Source organism: Pseudomonas sp. E1BtOHC1 (assembly GCF_058744285.1).
Map to the genome: position 1 here is coordinate 5,891,288 of NZ_CP196023.1, position 14,827 is coordinate 5,906,114.

General features: G+C 54.1%; 15 protein-coding genes. 3 read left to right on the plus strand and 12 right to left on the minus strand.

Features of this window, described 5'->3' with window-relative positions; all coding sequences use genetic code 11:
• Nucleotides 1–7: 7 nt before the first annotated feature.
• Nucleotides 8–1,702: a potassium-transporting ATPase subunit KdpA gene (kdpA, locus tag ACSSVC_RS26455; protein ID WP_492611680.1), complete on the minus strand. Its 1,695-nt coding sequence runs from the start codon at nucleotides 1,700–1,702 to the stop codon at nucleotides 8–10.
• 11 nt (nucleotides 1,703–1,713) lie between these two features.
• A complete protein-coding gene (gene kdpF, locus ACSSVC_RS26460; RefSeq protein ID WP_016964080.1) occupies nucleotides 1,714–1,803 on the minus strand; it encodes a K(+)-transporting ATPase subunit F in 90 nt (29 codons plus the stop codon).
• Between the two features lie 343 nt (nucleotides 1,804–2,146).
• Here kdpF and eat point away from each other — a divergent pair, with 343 nt between their 5' ends.
• The gene (gene eat, locus ACSSVC_RS26465) at nucleotides 2,147–3,511 is read left to right on the plus strand and encodes an ethanolamine permease (protein WP_492611681.1); all 1,365 of its coding nucleotides are present in this window, start codon (nucleotides 2,147–2,149) and stop codon (nucleotides 3,509–3,511) included.
• A gap of 132 nt (nucleotides 3,512–3,643) precedes the next feature.
• Entirely contained in the window at nucleotides 3,644–3,811 is a 168-nt protein-coding gene (locus ACSSVC_RS26470; RefSeq protein ID WP_016964082.1) for a DUF2897 family protein, read from the plus strand.
• A gap of 45 nt (nucleotides 3,812–3,856) precedes the next feature.
• On the opposite strand, the gene ACSSVC_RS26475 is transcribed toward ACSSVC_RS26470, so the two are convergent.
• Complete coding sequence (locus ACSSVC_RS26475; RefSeq protein WP_346632190.1) at nucleotides 3,857–4,708, minus strand: urea carboxylase-associated family protein; 852 nt, start codon at nucleotides 4,706–4,708, stop codon at nucleotides 3,857–3,859.
• Between the two features lie 15 nt (nucleotides 4,709–4,723).
• Nucleotides 4,724–5,377 carry a GntR family transcriptional regulator gene (locus tag ACSSVC_RS26480; RefSeq protein ID WP_346632191.1) on the minus strand — a complete coding sequence of 218 codons (654 nt, stop codon included), beginning with the start codon at nucleotides 5,375–5,377 and terminating at the stop codon, nucleotides 4,724–4,726.
• 193 nt (nucleotides 5,378–5,570) lie between these two features.
• Between ACSSVC_RS26480 and ACSSVC_RS26485 the strand changes: the two genes are divergently transcribed.
• Entirely contained in the window at nucleotides 5,571–6,131 is a 561-nt protein-coding gene (locus tag ACSSVC_RS26485; RefSeq protein ID WP_346632192.1) for a TetR/AcrR family transcriptional regulator, read from the plus strand.
• A gap of 23 nt (nucleotides 6,132–6,154) precedes the next feature.
• Here the strand turns inward: ACSSVC_RS26485 and ACSSVC_RS26490 are convergent, their stop codons facing one another.
• The 8 genes from ACSSVC_RS26490 to rpsA all read right to left on the minus strand — a co-directional run bounded on the left by ACSSVC_RS26490 (nucleotide 6,155) and on the right by rpsA (nucleotide 14,772).
• On the minus strand, nucleotides 6,155–6,949 hold the full coding sequence (locus tag ACSSVC_RS26490) for an SDR family NAD(P)-dependent oxidoreductase (protein ID WP_492611682.1): 795 nt from the start codon (nucleotides 6,947–6,949) through the stop codon (nucleotides 6,155–6,157).
• A 204-nt stretch (nucleotides 6,950–7,153) separates the two neighbouring features.
• A complete protein-coding gene (locus ACSSVC_RS26495) occupies nucleotides 7,154–7,483 on the minus strand; it encodes a ComEA family DNA-binding protein (RefSeq protein WP_346632194.1) in 330 nt (109 codons plus the stop codon).
• 111 nt (nucleotides 7,484–7,594) lie between these two features.
• Nucleotides 7,595–9,589 (minus strand): polysaccharide biosynthesis protein, encoded by a 1,995-nt coding sequence (locus ACSSVC_RS26500; protein WP_404937456.1) that lies wholly within the window; start codon nucleotides 9,587–9,589, stop codon nucleotides 7,595–7,597.
• A gap of 92 nt (nucleotides 9,590–9,681) precedes the next feature.
• Complete coding sequence (locus tag ACSSVC_RS26505; RefSeq protein WP_346632195.1) at nucleotides 9,682–10,701, minus strand: MraY family glycosyltransferase; 1,020 nt, start codon at nucleotides 10,699–10,701, stop codon at nucleotides 9,682–9,684.
• Between the two features lie 106 nt (nucleotides 10,702–10,807).
• A complete protein-coding gene (locus ACSSVC_RS26510; RefSeq protein ID WP_346632196.1) occupies nucleotides 10,808–11,770 on the minus strand; it encodes a UDP-glucose 4-epimerase family protein in 963 nt (320 codons plus the stop codon).
• 376 nt (nucleotides 11,771–12,146) lie between these two features.
• Nucleotides 12,147–12,443 carry an integration host factor subunit beta gene (gene ihfB, locus ACSSVC_RS26515; RefSeq protein WP_072442827.1) on the minus strand — a complete coding sequence of 99 codons (297 nt, stop codon included), beginning with the start codon at nucleotides 12,441–12,443 and terminating at the stop codon, nucleotides 12,147–12,149.
• Between the two features lie 146 nt (nucleotides 12,444–12,589).
• Nucleotides 12,590–12,871 (minus strand): hypothetical protein, encoded by a 282-nt coding sequence (locus ACSSVC_RS26520; RefSeq protein WP_346632197.1) that lies wholly within the window; start codon nucleotides 12,869–12,871, stop codon nucleotides 12,590–12,592.
• Between the two features lie 206 nt (nucleotides 12,872–13,077).
• Nucleotides 13,078–14,772 carry a 30S ribosomal protein S1 gene (gene rpsA, locus ACSSVC_RS26525; protein WP_007931318.1) on the minus strand — a complete coding sequence of 565 codons (1,695 nt, stop codon included), beginning with the start codon at nucleotides 14,770–14,772 and terminating at the stop codon, nucleotides 13,078–13,080.
• Nucleotides 14,773–14,827: the final 55 nt, after the last annotated feature.

Sequence of the window (14,827 nt, forward strand, 5' to 3'; positions counted from 1 at the left end):
CAGGTCCTCAGAAGCCCATGCTCAAGTGTTCAGCGATTGGGCCCAACGCCAGGGTCGGCAGGAAGGTCAGGCCGCCCACCAGCAAAATGGTCACGGTCAACAAAGCCACGAACAACGGGCCGTGGGTGGGAAAGCTGTTCTGGCCGATGGGTGCGGTTTTCTTCAGCCCCAGGCTGCCAGCCAGGGCCAGCACCGGCAGGATGTAGCCGAAACGTCCGATCAGCATGCCCAGGCCCAGCATCAGGTTATGGAAGGGGCTGTTGGCACTGAAGCCACCAAAGGCCGAACCGTTGTTGGCGCTGGCCGAGGTGTAGGCGTACAGCAACTGGCTGAAACCGTGGGGTCCTGGGTTGCTGATGGCGGCGGCCGGGCCAGGCAGGCTGGCGGCCAGGGCACCGAGAACGAGAACGCCAATGGGCATCACCATCAGGGTCACCACCAGCAATTGCACTTCCTTGGCCTGAAGCTTCTTGCCCAGGTACTCCGGGGTGCGACCAATCATCAGCCCAGCCAGGAATACCGCGATCAACACGTTCAGCAACATGCCGTAGAGGCCGGCGCCAACCCCGCCGAAGATCACCTCACCCACCATCATGTTGATCAGCGCCACCATCCCGCTCAGGGGGTTCAGGCTGTCATGCATGCCGTTCACCGAACCGTTGGACGCGGCCGTGGTAGTCACCGACCAGAGCACCGTGGCGGTCGTGCCGAAGCGCGCTTCCTTGCCTTCCAGAGGCGCCGCCTGCTCCACCGCAGCATTCTGCAGCGCCGGGTTGGGTTGATACTCCGCCCACAACGAGGTGGCGCCGCCAATCAGGAACAGGGCAAACATGCAGGCGATGATGGCGCGGCTCTGGCGCAGATCCTTGACGTAGTGGCCGAAAGTGAACACCAGGGCCACGGGAATCAGGATGATCGACACCAGCTCGAACAGATTGCTCCAGGCGCTGGGGTTCTCGAACGGGTGAGCCGAGTTGACACCGAAGAAGCCACCGCCGTTGGTACCCAACTGCTTGATTGCTATCTGGCTCGCCGCCGGACCCAGGGGAATCACCTGGTCGTTGCCTTGCAGGGTCAGGGCATCCACGTAGTGGGCAAAGGTCTGGGGCACGCCCTGCCAGACCAAGAACAGCGCCAGCAGCAAACACAGCGGCAGCAAGCCATAGAGGGTCGCACGAGTCATGTCGACCCAGAAGTTACCCAGGGTGCGCACCGAACGCCGGCCAATGCCGCGGCACAAGGCAACCAGCACCGCCAGCCCGGTGGCGGCGCTAACGAAGTTCTGCACGGTCAGGCCGACCATCTGGCTGAGGTAGCTCAGGGAAGCCTCACCGCTGTAGGACTGCCAGTTGGTGTTGGTCATGAAACTGACGGCGGTGTTGAATGCCAGGGTCCATTCCTGTCCCGGAAGATTCTGCGGGTTGAGCGGCAGATGATCCTGGAACAGCAGGATGGCAAACAGCAGGACAAAACCCGCCAGGTTGAAGGCCAGCAAGGCCAAGGTGTATTTCTGCCAGCTCTGCTCGTCCTGTGGATCGACCCCGGAAATCCGGTAGCACGCATGCTCCACCGGCCCCAGGACCGGGGTCAGCCAGGTGCGCTGGCCTTCCATGACCTTGTAGTAGAAATGTCCCAGCCAGGGCGCCGGCAATAGCACCAGGGCGAAGAAGGCGAGGAGCAGCCAATAGTCATAACTGTGCATAGCCGCAGCTCCTAGTTCCGATCCGCGCGCAGCAGCGCAACCAGTAGATAAACGAACAGGCCCACTGCCAGTAGCAGTGACACCGCGTCCAGAATGTTCATGGAATGTCTCCGAGGTACGGCGATTGCCGCGAATGCAGCCATTGTCCGCAGGGTGCCTGTAAAGGAACGAGATCGACGGGGTGGGCGGCCCATAAAGAAAGCGTAAAGACTGGCTTTATGCGGCGTTTACCCGGGCGGCTGGAAGACGGTACCGGCAGCACCGATGCTCCCTTGCCCCAATGGGAGGCACCGGGATGCACCAGACTGATATCGATCGACGACAAAAAACTGGGAAACATCCTCGATACGACAGCTTTCCTGGCTTTACGACGGCCGTCACGAGACTGGCATGGGCGCTGCACAGACCAGTCCCGAGCACTTCCAACCGTTCAGGGAGCAACCGATGAACACACAACTCAAGCCCACTTTGGGCACGTTGCATTTATGGGGTATTGCGGTCGGTCTGGTGATTTCCGGGGAATACTTCGGCTGGAGCTATGGCTGGGGCGTGGCGGGTACCCTTGGGTTCCTTGTGACCTCTTTACTGGTCGCCACCATGTATACCTGCTTTATATTCAGTTTCACCGAGCTGACCACGGCCATTCCCCATGCTGGAGGCCCCTTTGCCTACAGCCGGCGCGCCTTTGGTGAGAAGGGCGGCTTGATTGCCGGGTTGGCCACACTGATCGAGTTCGTCTTTGCGCCACCGGCCATTGCCCTGGCCATTGGCGCCTACCTGAATGTGCAGTTTCCGGCGCTGGACCCCAAGCATGCCGCGGTGGGTGCCTACCTCGTCTTCATGGGCCTGAACATTCTCGGGGTGAAACTGGCGGCCACCTTCGAACTGGTGGTCTGCGTACTGGCGGTGGCTGAGCTACTGGTATTCATGGGCGTGGTAGCACCGGCCTTCAGCTTCAGCAACTTCGCCCTCAATGGCTGGGCCGGAGCCGACACCTTCGGTGCCCCGGCGATTGCCGGGATGTTCGCCGCCATCCCCTTCGCTATCTGGTTCTTCCTGGCCATTGAGGGCGCGGCCATGGCCGCCGAAGAAGCCAAGGACCCCAAACGCACCATTCCCAAGGCCTACATCAGCGGCATCCTGACCCTGGTACTGCTGGCCATGGGGGTGATGTTCTTCGCGGGTGGCGTAGGTGATTGGCGTACCCTGTCAAATATCAACGACCCGCTGCCCCAGGCGATGAAAGCCGTGGTGGGTGACAGTTCCGGCTGGCTGCACATGCTGGTATGGATCGGCCTGTTTGGCCTCGTGGCCAGCTTCCACGGGATCATTCTCGGATATTCACGGCAGTTCTTTGCCCTGGCCCGTGCCGGTTATCTGCCTGCACCCCTGGCCAGGCTGTCACGTTTCCAGACGCCGCACCGGGCGATCATCGCCGGCGGCTTGATCGGTATCGCCGCGATCTACAGCGACGGCCTGATCAACCTGGGCGGCATGACCCTGACCGCCGCTATGATCACCATGGCGGTATTCGGCGCCATCGTGATGTACATCATGAGCATGCTCAGCCTGTTCAAACTGCGCCGGGCCGAACCGGACCTGCCACGCTGCTTCCGCGCCCCGGGCTACCCGCTGGTACCCACCATCGCACTGGCCCTGGCGCTGGTGTGTCTGGTGGCCATGGCCTGGTTCAACGCACTGATTGGCCTGATCTTCCTCGGCTTCATGGTGCTGGGCTTCATTTACTTCCTGCTCACCGCACAACTACGGGCCGATGCCCCGGCGGATGCCATGCTCACCGGTTTGTAAGCGTAGAGCGCTACTGGCCAGAACAATCGGGCATACAATGGAACCAGTGCGAAACGCTTTAACTCAAAGCATTACAGGCAGTCCCGAGGGCGAACCTTCGCCCTCGGGAAACTGCCGTTCAAGGAGAGCCCTATGCCCTGGTATGCCTGGTTGATTCTGGTGGTTGCTATCGGTTCGATCGTCGGCGGCTTGATGATGCTGCGCGACACCGCCAACAAGGTGGAGCTGACTGATGAGCAACGTAAACGCGTAGCCGAACGCAACGCGGAAATGGATGCCAAGGAAGCGCGGGATCGTTGAGCCCGTCAGCCCCTTCGTCCGACGCTGAAGGGGCTGTTCAAGGCTCTATTTTTCCCATTCGGCCTTGGCGATGTGCAAGCCGTGCTGACCGTTGTAGGCCGCCCGTTCCGGCTGGCTCCAGCCTTCGAGCAGTGACTCTTCGAGACGATAGATTTCCACCCCCAGTGGACGGCACACACTCAAAGGGTCCTGAGCCTCGGGCCCCCACATAGGCAAGGACAGATCGCCCCCCGGGCAGGTCGACAGTGCACACAGCAGGTCGATTTCGGCAAAGAACTCCAGATAGTCACCCTTCTGCGCCGGGCAGGCCTTCATGAAATACATGTCGTCATGATTAAGGCCGGTGCACTGAAAAATATTCAATACGTCATGTACGTCGAACTCGGTCAGGCCATGGGGCAGGACCGCCCGCGTCAGGTTGGAATGACAGTGATGATGAAAATCCTCGCCTGTCAGCATTCGATTCACATAAGGATCGCAACGGGTGCCCAATAAATCGTGCAGGCGCCCGCCATGCTCGTCGATGCCATAATTCGCCAGGCTGTCATCGGTGATCGTGACCAGTGGCCGTAAGAAAGGCAGGTTCGACCAGAGCCGATCATGGGTGCTGACATGGGCTCCCTGGAGTTGCCGAGTACGTGCGGCCCATAGACGTTCCCGCGGGTCATTGGCATTCCAGACGTTGAAGTCACCCACTTGCGGGCCTGCCGGCGTGGTCACTCGAAACACATGACCGGCGGGCACCTTCCAGGCCCGGCCGGTACGGATCGGAACCTCGAACTGCTCAATCAGCGTACGTTGTGCCCGGTTATCACGGATACGTTCATAAAAGGTCGTATCCACCTGCAGCGCCGAACCTTTGCTGACCTGATAAGCCGCTGGATAGTCTTTGTACATGGGTATGGCCCTCACTCAGTGACGGAAGGATTGACTGAACATGTTCAGCAGCAGGCGCTCGGAGTCATCCAGGTATGCCTCCATTGCCTCGCCGGCGCGGGCCTTGTCACCCTCCACCAGCCATTGGTAAATCTGCCGATCACGAACCAGCCAGGGCGCCTGGAACAACGCTTCATCCGGCGCCGCACAAAACACCAGACGCAATTGCGCCACTACATTGGTGAAAAACTCATCGAACAGGGGGGAATCCAGTAGCCCCACCACCTGCTGATGAAAGCGCAAACCATGGGTACCGACAGCACGCCAGTCCTCACGCTCCCTGGCCAGTTCGGCCGCCTCGATGGCATCGAGCATCCGATCGGTCTGGCTCTCACTCAGCGGCCTTGCACTGGCGATCGCCTGCAACTCCAGAGTCCGACGCACTCGGAACAGATCCCTTACCTCATCACTGCTCAGGCGTCTGACCACAACGCCCTTATGACGGACATAGTGGGTCAACCCCTCCTGGCCCAAGCAGTGCAAAGCTTCACGTATGGTGTTGCGGGAAGCGTTGTAGATGTTGACCAACTCGCTCTCCACCAACGGCATGCCAGGCGACAGGCGACCACCGATAATGTCCGCACGCAGCTCCACCCTAATCTGGTCTGCCAGGGATAAACCGCTGCTCATGGAAATACCTCGAGTATTGTTCAACAATTCGTGATCAAACCTTAGTCACTTATCGTGCCAACTCCTGATAACCCTTCCACACCCTCCATACCTGTCGGAAAGCTGTAAATACGCAAAAAACCCCACTGATAAGTAGGGACAAGATCTGATGATCCTTGGTTAAAATAGCGCTCTAGTTGTGGAGGTTTCTCAAATGCGTTATTCAGCAGACCATAAAGCTCAGACACATCAACGCATTATCAAAGAAGCTTCGGAACGTTTTCGTCGTGATGGAATAGGGGGAACAGGTTTACAACCCCTGATGAAGGCCCTGGGCTTGACCCATGGTGGTTTCTACTCCCACTTCAAGTCCAAGGATGATCTGGTAGAAGAAGCCCTTTGCGCAGCAGCACAAGACCTTGACGCCCACTGCGCAGCACTGTTCGCACAAGAACAGCCTTTGCAAGCGTTTATCGACAACTATCTTTCCGAGTGGCACCGCAGCTCACCTCATCAAGGCTGCCCCCTACCAACCATGAGCTCGGAACTCGGCCAGCGCGGCCAACCCAGCCCCACAACCGATGCTGTGCTCAATGCCAGGCTCGCCCAAGTGGAAGCGACCCTGCAAGGTGGAGATAAGGCGCAACGCAGCCTGATGATCATGTCGACCCTGGTGGGAGCGTTGATGCTATCGCGCAGCGTGGAAAATCCTGAACTGGCGGTACAGATACTGGAGGTCGTCAGTGAGGGCCTGAAGAAACAGGAGCGGGAATAATACAATCCGCTCCAAGCTCCCCCTTACTTGTAACGCGCGGCGGCACTGTTCCTGGAAAGATTGGGAGCCAAGGCCAGTCGTGCGGCCACCAGCGCTTGCCAATCCGCCGGGTCGGGAAGCGAAGGCAGCGTGATCAACTCTCCCTGGTCGAAACCACTCAATGCCGCGTCCACCATCTCAGCCACCTCCATCACCATCTCTGGCGGGATGGCCGTTGCATCCAGGCCTGAACGCTCCCAGATCTCGGTACGGGTAACCCCGGGCAAGACCGCCTGAACCTGAACGCCACTGTCTTTCAACTCAGTCTGCAGCGACTGAGTCAGACTGAGCACGTAAGCTTTGGTGGCACTGTAAGTTGCATTGAAGCGCTCAGGGATTAACGCCACCACCGAGGCAATATTGATGATCGCCCCTCGCCCAGCCGCGGAAAAACTCGTCGCGGCCACTCCAGCCAGACGAGTCAAGGCCAACACATTGAGCTGGATCATGCGCTCCATCTGATCCAGATCGGCGCCGGCCAAAGGCCCGTTGGCAGCCACGCCCGCATTGTTCAGCAGCAAGCTGATGCCTGGGTCTTCACGCAACCGTTGCTCTACCTTCAACAGGTCATCCTTGAGCGTCAGATCCGCCTTCAATACCTCAACCTGAACCTGATACCTAGTACTGAGGGCTGCGGCTGCCGCCCGCAAACGGCCCTCATCCCTGGCGACCAGTAGCAAATCGAAATCCCGCGCCGCCAAACGTTCAGCGTAAATTGCACCGATACCGGATGACGCACCGGTAACCACCGCCGTACCTTGGGATCGAACCGAACTCATAGCAGTGCTCCTGACAATACTTGAAAGTAATGAACGCCTCCGATTGGAAGATCCGGCGAACGAAAAAACATTACACCTATAATATTTTTACGACACCATGAAAAAAATCTAACCCAGTGATACAGATTCACTGCCAGGCTCCAAATCCGCCCTGAAATGCAGAAGGCCGGTCAGTGACCGGCCTTCGACTGCTACTGGATCAGGTCAGTTGACGACGAGCTTGTCTCGATTGCGCTCCAGAATAGTCTTGCCGATACCTTTGACCTCCAGCAGTTCATCCACCGAAGCAAAGGGACCGTTCTCTTCACGATAAGCGACAATCGCCTTGGCCTTGGCCTCGCCAATACCAAAAAGCTCGCGCTGCAGGACAGCCATATCGGCAGTATTAAGGTTGATTTTGCTGACTTGAGGTGTTGCCTGCTCTACTGCCTCAGGAGCTGCAGCTTGCGCCTTGACGACAGGCGCTGCTTGAGCTGCGAGCGAAAGGCTGGCTAGAAAGGCAAAGATCAGCGAGAAGAAATAAGAGTTACGCATAGTGACGCTCCATGACATCGAGTAAGGAAAGCAGCTTTTCCGAAGCTGCCTTCCAAACCTAGGTGATGCCGCAGGCAAGTCAAAAGCAGGAGGGTTACCGGTTGTGTAGATTCAAGGCTTAAGACGCCGTTGTTGATAAACCCAGTCGACGATTTCACCGTCCGGTGTATAACCACTCACCGTCTCACGAAGCAGTTGTCGAACTCTTGCATAATCATCTGACTCAAGCGCAGCAAGGAGTTCGCTGAGCTTGGCCTTGAGCACATCCCAAGACAGATGATCCTCATTAGCGCTCATGATCATTGGGTGTTGCGTGGCCACTACGTTGTCACCAATCAGCAACTCTTCGTAAAGCTTTTCACCGGGACGAAGGCCGGTGAACTCGATGGCGATATCGCCGTGAGGATTTTTTTCCGAGCGGATGCTCAGCCCGGATAGATGAATCATTTTTTCTGCCAACTCGACAATTTTCACTGGCTCGCCCATATCCAGCACAAATACATCACCGCCCTGCCCCATCGATCCAGCCTGGATCACCAACTGAGCGGCCTCCGGAATAGTCATGAAATAACGCGTAATCTTCGGATGAGTAACCGTTAACGGACCACCTGATTTGATCTGTTTGTGGAACAGTGGAATGACCGAGCCTGAGGAGCCCAATACATTACCGAAGCGCACCATGGTGAAACGAGTTTTATTTACCCTCGAAATATTTGAAGAGTCATTGAACAACACTGGCGCCACTTCTTCGCTCAACGCCTGAAGAGTGAGTTCCGCCAAACGCTTGGTACTACCCATTACGTTAGTTGGGCGAACAGCCTTATCAGTGGAAATCAGTACAAAGTTAGCTACGCCGGATTGCAACGCGGCCTGCGCGGTATTGAGCGTACCCATCACATTATTAAGCACGCCTTCGGCAATATTATGCTCCACCATAGGTACGTGCTTATAAGCAGCAGCATGATAAACCGTCTCGACACTCCAGGTTTTCATGACAGACAACAGCTTTTCGTAGTTACGCACAGAGCCTAAGATCGGGAGCAGTTTTACAATACGCGCCTCTCTCGACACACGCTGTTCAAGCTCAGACAAAATACTGTATAGATTGAACTCACTATGATCGAGCAGTATCAGAGTGGTGGGGCTCAAGGACAGAATCTGTCGACAAAGCTCGGATCCAATAGAGCCCCCCGCACCTGTCACCAGAACAGTTCTCCCTTTTATACAGTGCGCTAACAAATCGCCTTGAGCAGGCACAGAGTCACGTCCAAGCAAGTCCGCGATGTCTACCTCTTGAATGTCATCGACCTTCACTCGTCCGCTGGCCAAATCCATGAAACCAGGAACACTTCGAACATGAAGGGGGAAACCTTCCAGATAACCCAGAATCTCTCTGCGGCGACTACGAGTGGACGAAGGGATAGCCAGAAGTATCTCTTCCGCACCTGTTTCGTCAATCATCTGTTGCAAATGCTTGGGTTTGTATACTTGTAGTCCCGCGATCATCCGGTCAGCGATGCTGCTGTCATCGTCGATAAATGCCACCGGACGCATCAGTCGCCCCAATCGCAACGCTGCTACCAGCTGATTGCCCGCCGCGCCTGCACCATAAATGGCTACCTTGGGTAAACCATCATCCCGATTGGTGAACGGCACATGCTGGGCTGTAGTGAACCAATCCCCCAGAAAGTACTGGCGCATAGCAAGCCGAAGCCCACCGATCATTACCATACTCAACCACCAATAGTTGAACACGATTGAGCGTGGCACCACAGTTTGATGATTGCTATACAGATAAACGACCAAAGCAAGAACCAAGGCCGACAGCGTCACAGCCTTAACTATTGCAATAAGGGCATCGTTACCAAAATAGCGCATGACCGCACGATACATTCCGAACCGTACAAACAAAGGTATGGCAACGACGGGTGCGCTAGCAAAGAGCCAGAAATGCACAATAAAGGGATTGTTCAGGTCATCAAAGCCCAACCGAACGACAAACGCCATCCATAACGCAGTCCACACCAAAAAAATGTCGGTGATGACTTGCAGGACTCGCTTCTGTCGACGTGGAAGCCTTAACAGACATGTTCGTATTTTATCCATAATCTCTTTTTTCGAACCCCGGCCTCTTGCCTCGATCTATGTTACACACTGATGCGGAGCACTCACTTCCCTACCCCTGGCATCGAGCCTTATCAGCCGGTTTTCTCCAACTCCCCCGCATGAAACCGGATAGCAAGGACCACCAAAGGCGCATAAGCCAGCACCAGTCCAATACTACCATCCAAGTCGAAAAGCCCCACGCACATGGCAATTGGCAGCAGCCAAAGGACGTTGATGACCATGACTGCCAGAGTCACCGGCAGATGTCGACCAAACTGACGGGAGGCAAACTGATAAGCATGGCTACGATGAGCCTCATAAACTTTATCTCCACGTAACAATCTACGAATCAGAGTAAAAGTCGCATCAACGATGAATACTCCAAGAAGAATCAACCAAACCCAAAGAAAACGTGAGGAGGTCCAAGCAGCCTGTACTGAAAACACACCCAAAATAAGCCCGAGAAAACCACTGCCCGCATCTCCCATAAAAATGCGCGCGGGAGGAAAATTCCAATAAAGGAATCCCAATACTGCTACGGCTAATAGCAGTGGCATCCAGATCAACGATATGTCTCCGGCCAACCAATAGATAACGCATGCGCCAAGACATGCGCTCACTGCCTGCACGCTAGCTATTCCATCAATACCATCCATGAAGTTATATAGATTAAGCATCCAGACTAGATAGAAAACAGCGAAAAAATGACCACCCCATGAAAGGTTGAAGTCAACCCCCAGCAACTGTACAGGAGGCAAACCACCCAGCCAGGCCAACGCCCAAATCGAGGCAAAAAAATGAGCAAGTAGCCTCCAACGTGCGGCTATATGTCCATGATCATCCAGAAAACCAATCACAGCAGTAAGCGCACCCGCTCCCCATAGAGACCAAATATACGGCCAAGGCACATCAGCAATAAAAGTCAGAAGAGGACTGGCTACAAGAAAACTCAAGACAATTGCAACCCCGCCCCCTCTTGGGGTAGGCACCGAATGAGAGCTACGGTTATTGGGAATATCCATCAGGCTGCGGGCTAGCGCATAGCGCCGTAGCACCCAAGTCAACAAAAGCGAAATGCCGAGCACCGCCAACATCAACCACCAGATTGCCATGTATATTTTTTTCCCTAATTCAAAACAAGAGAGCAACTACAACTAGAACTGCTCAATCTAAACAATGAAAAATCTCATGAATAACACTCTTGATATGCACGAAGAGTCAGGAGTGACTGTCAAGAAAATGCTTGGCCGTAAGACTAAGCGCGACATCTACAGCTATAGGTGGAGTCCACCCCAGTAACTCGCGATTCTTAGCGATATCAACTTGAAGCGAGCCGCACAATCGTTGAGACAGGGCTTTTTTCCCAAAAATGGCCGCACCAAACTTCAAAAACCCACTCGGCACAGGCAACAAGCGAGCAGACCGCCCTAGTGCAGTTCCCATTTTTTCCAACAACACAGTTGTTGACAGATCATCACCGTCACTAACCAAAAATGTCTGATTTGCGGCTTTGGGATGGTCAATGCACGTAACAATCAGGTCTACCAAGTTACCCAGCGCAACTAAACTGCGGCGATTATGTATAGCACCAAAAGGTAAAGGAACACCTCTATACAACCATTGCATCATACTCAAGAAGTTCGCCTTAACCCCAGGACCATATACAAGCGTAGGGCGAATGATCACTACTTCCATTCCAGTTTGAGATGCGATGGTCATAAGCCCCTTTTCCGCTTCCATCTTGGAAATTCCGTAGGGATCCACCGGAGCTGGCTCAATATCTGCTGTGTAGGGAGCATCAAGCGAAGTCTCCTCACCGTTCACTTTTATGGAGCTAATGAATATCAAACGACGCACCCCTCTTTGCGCAGCTTGTCGCGCAAGATTCAGCGTTCCGTCAACATTAACTTTCCGAAATTCAGCGAGAGGATCAAGAGAGGAATCATGCATTACATGAACACGAGCAGCCGCGTGTATTACGACATCACAATCCAACAGGGCCTGAGCCCAGTCCGTAAAGCCATCAATCTGATCAATCTGAGCAGTGAGCGTAGTGGATAGCAGCCCTTGTACTGGCTTACGTACTGCCAAGGTTAGCTTCTGAGTTGAAATCTTAGACAAGCATTCATGAACAGCTCCTCCCACAAAACCGGATGCTCCTGTCAAAAGGATCCTGCTCATTTCCTACTATACCTTCTTAAACTGGCGCCACAGGATAGTATCTGAAGCACTCGAAAAGCGGCATTATGCGCTTATAGAGCCCTGACGATCCACATCCAGTAGCAAAAAATCCTCGCAACCTTATAGAAATTTAGCGAAGCACCAAGCTTTTACAAAACACACACCAACAAATCAAATAAAAGTGCTACTTAAAAACACACTAGAAAAACAACCCAACACATACATCAATCTATAAAACACCGAAATACTTTAGAAGAACCAAAATTCCACATAACAACTTTCAAAAAACTTTATTCATTAAAAAACACCAACAAACGCACTAAAGAAGCTCACTTTAAGTAAAATCAGAATGGTGATGACTCCTTAGCCTACAGACTCAGAGCCCATCCCCCTCCTCTTCATTTACTCGATCTCGAAGCTCCTTACCCGGTTTAAAATGGGGCACAAACTTCCCATCCAAGCTAACTGACTGACCCGTTTTTGGGTTCCGACCTACCCGAGGAGCGCGATAGTGAAGCGAGAAGCTACCAAACCCTCGAATCTCAATCCGATCCCCAGTAGCCAAACACTGAGACATTTGCTCAAGCATCGTCTTGATGGCCAACTCGACATCCTTGGATGACAGCAGCCCTTGATGGGTGACAATTCGTTCGATCAACTCCGACTTCGTCATATTTTTCCCTTCTTTTTCAAGCAGCTAGGTCAGTGCTCAAAAGGTTTTAGCATGCCCTGAAGGTTTTGAACAGCCCAAGCGCTGAGTTGCTAACACAAACTTCTTTTGCCACTGGTAGAGACTCAGATACAAGAATCCAAGCCTCTCTATCGACACATCACGAGCATCGTACGTGTGAGGTACCCCGCTGGATTCCAGCCGAACGGATAATCTCCCTCCTCGTCCCTGGCGTCGCTCGACTTGGTGATAACTCTGTAACCACTAGCCTGACACTCACTCGCAGCACGTGCGTAGCACTTCTCCCAACCCGACCCCAAACCTGAACAATCGATCTCGATACCACTGCCCCCACGAACAGCATAGGTTTTTACATTGGCCGTACAGCCAACCAATAGAAGAACCAAAACAACCACACCCAGCCTGCTCATACTCTTCCTTATGCCATGCCAGCCCTTGCTACTCGAATGGTGCACTTCCAAAGTAAAGCCTAGCTCCAAATATGCAGCCGCCCCACTCAAGAAAGAGACAACTCACGGCATGTGTTGGTTTCCCACATGGAGAACTCTCAAACTAACGATTTTTGAGCAAAAAAAAAGAGCGACCGAAGTCGCTCTTTTTTATGGTCTGACAGAACTTAGTTCTGCTTTTCCATCTGTGCACGCAGCAGGTCGCCCAGAGTGGTAGGACCAGCAGCGATATCAGAAGCAGCTGGCTTGTCGCGCAGGCTCTGGATAGCTTCTTTCTCGTCTTCAACGTCTTTCGACTTGATCGAGAGCTGGATTACACGGCTCTTACGGTCAACGCTGATGATCTTGGCTTCAACTTCTTCGCCTTCTTTCAGAACGTTACGAGCATCTTCGATGCGGTCACGGCTGATTTCGGAGGCTTTCAGAGTAGCTTCGATATCGTTAGCCAGGGTGATGATGGCGCCTTTGGCGTCAACTTCTTTTACAACACCCTTAACGATTGCGCCTTTGTCGTTCTCTTGTACGTACTCGGAGAACGGATCGCTTTCCAGTTGCTTGATACCCAGGGAGATACGCTCACGCTCTGGGTCAACAGACAGGATAACGGTGTCCAGCTCGTCGCCCTTCTTGAAGCGGCGTACGGCTTCTTCGCCCACTTCGTTCCAGGAGATGTCGGACAGGTGAACCAGACCGTCGATGCCGCCGTCCAGACCAATGAAGATACCGAAATCGGTGATCGACTTGATGGTACCGGAGATTTTATCGCCCTTGTTGAACTGGCCAGAGAAGTCTTCCCATGGGTTGGACTTGCACTGCTTGATGCCGAGGGAGATACGACGACGCTCTTCGTCGATGTCCAGAACCATAACTTCCACTTCGTCGCCAACTTGTACGACTTTCGAAGGGTGGATGTTCTTGTTGGTCCAGTCCATTTCCGAAACGTGTACCAGACCTTCAACGCCTTCTTCCAGCTCAGCGAAGCAGCCGTAGTCGGTCAGGTTGGTTACACGAGCGGTAACGCGGGTGCTTTCTGGGTAACGAGCCTTGATAGCGACCCATGGATCTTCGCCCAGCTGCTTCAGGCCCAGGGAAACACGATTGCGCTCGCGATCGTATTTCAGAACCTTGACATCGATCTCGTCGCCAACGTTGACGATTTCGGAAGGATGCTTGATACGCTTCCAAGCCATGTCGGTGATGTGCAGCAGGCCATCGACGCCGCCCAGATCAACGAATGCGCCGTAATCGGTGAGGTTCTTGACGATACCTTTGACTTGCTGACCTTCCTGCAGGGATTCCAGCAGAGCTTCACGCTCAGCGGAGTTCTCGGCTTCGAGGACGCTACGACGGGAAACGACAACGTTGTTGCGCTTCTGGTCGAGTTTGATGACTTTAAACTCGAGCTCTTTGCCTTCCAGGTGCGTGGTGTCGCGCACTGGACGGACGTCAACCAGAGAACCTGGCAGGAACGCACGGATGCCGTTAACGTCGACAGTGAAGCCGCCTTTAACCTTACCGTTGATAACGCCCTTGACCACTTCTTCGGCTGCGAAGGCTGCTTCCAGAACGATCCAGCATTCAGCGCGCTTGGCTTTTTCACGGGAGAGCTTGGTTTCACCGAAGCCGTCTTCAACCGAGTCCAGAGCAACGTGAACTTCATCACCAACATTGATGGACAGTTCGCCAGCATCGTTGTAGAACTGCTCAAGCGGGATAAGCGCTTCAGACTTCAGACCAGCGTGAACGGTTACCCAACGCGCTTGGTAGTCGATGTCGACGATAACACCGGTGATGATGGAGCCTGCCTGAAGGTTCAGGGTTTTTAGGCTTTCTTCAAAGAGTTCCGCAAAGCTTTCGCTCATTTTAATTCCTGTTGATAAGGGCGAAGAATCCGCCCATCTGCCACATCCCAGACAA

Bases quoted from the DNA above. Each gene is read 5' to 3' on its own strand.
- kdpA (WP_492611680.1), bottom strand. From the start codon at position 1,702: ATGCACAGTTATGACTATTGGCTGCTCCTCGCCTTCTTCGCCCTGGTG.
- kdpF (WP_016964080.1), bottom strand. From the start codon at position 1,803: ATGAACATTCTGGACGCGGTGTCACTGCTACTGGCAGTGGGCCTGTTC.
- eat (WP_492611681.1), top strand. From the start codon at position 2,147: ATGAACACACAACTCAAGCCCACTTTGGGCACGTTGCATTTATGGGGT.
- ACSSVC_RS26470 (WP_016964082.1), top strand. From the start codon at position 3,644: ATGCCCTGGTATGCCTGGTTGATTCTGGTGGTTGCTATCGGTTCGATC.
- ACSSVC_RS26475 (WP_346632190.1), bottom strand. From the start codon at position 4,708: ATGTACAAAGACTATCCAGCGGCTTATCAGGTCAGCAAAGGTTCGGCG.
- ACSSVC_RS26480 (WP_346632191.1), bottom strand. From the start codon at position 5,377: ATGAGCAGCGGTTTATCCCTGGCAGACCAGATTAGGGTGGAGCTGCGT.
- ACSSVC_RS26485 (WP_346632192.1), top strand. From the start codon at position 5,571: ATGCGTTATTCAGCAGACCATAAAGCTCAGACACATCAACGCATTATC.
- ACSSVC_RS26490 (WP_492611682.1), bottom strand. From the start codon at position 6,949: ATGAGTTCGGTTCGATCCCAAGGTACGGCGGTGGTTACCGGTGCGTCA.
- ACSSVC_RS26495 (WP_346632194.1), bottom strand. From the start codon at position 7,483: ATGCGTAACTCTTATTTCTTCTCGCTGATCTTTGCCTTTCTAGCCAGC.
- ACSSVC_RS26500 (WP_404937456.1), bottom strand. From the start codon at position 9,589: ATGGATAAAATACGAACATGTCTGTTAAGGCTTCCACGTCGACAGAAG.
- ACSSVC_RS26505 (WP_346632195.1), bottom strand. From the start codon at position 10,701: ATGGCAATCTGGTGGTTGATGTTGGCGGTGCTCGGCATTTCGCTTTTG.
- ACSSVC_RS26510 (WP_346632196.1), bottom strand. From the start codon at position 11,770: ATGAGCAGGATCCTTTTGACAGGAGCATCCGGTTTTGTGGGAGGAGCT.
- ihfB (WP_072442827.1), bottom strand. From the start codon at position 12,443: ATGACGAAGTCGGAGTTGATCGAACGAATTGTCACCCATCAAGGGCTG.
- ACSSVC_RS26520 (WP_346632197.1), bottom strand. From the start codon at position 12,871: ATGAGCAGGCTGGGTGTGGTTGTTTTGGTTCTTCTATTGGTTGGCTGT.
- rpsA (WP_007931318.1), bottom strand. From the start codon at position 14,772: ATGAGCGAAAGCTTTGCGGAACTCTTTGAAGAAAGCCTAAAAACCCTG.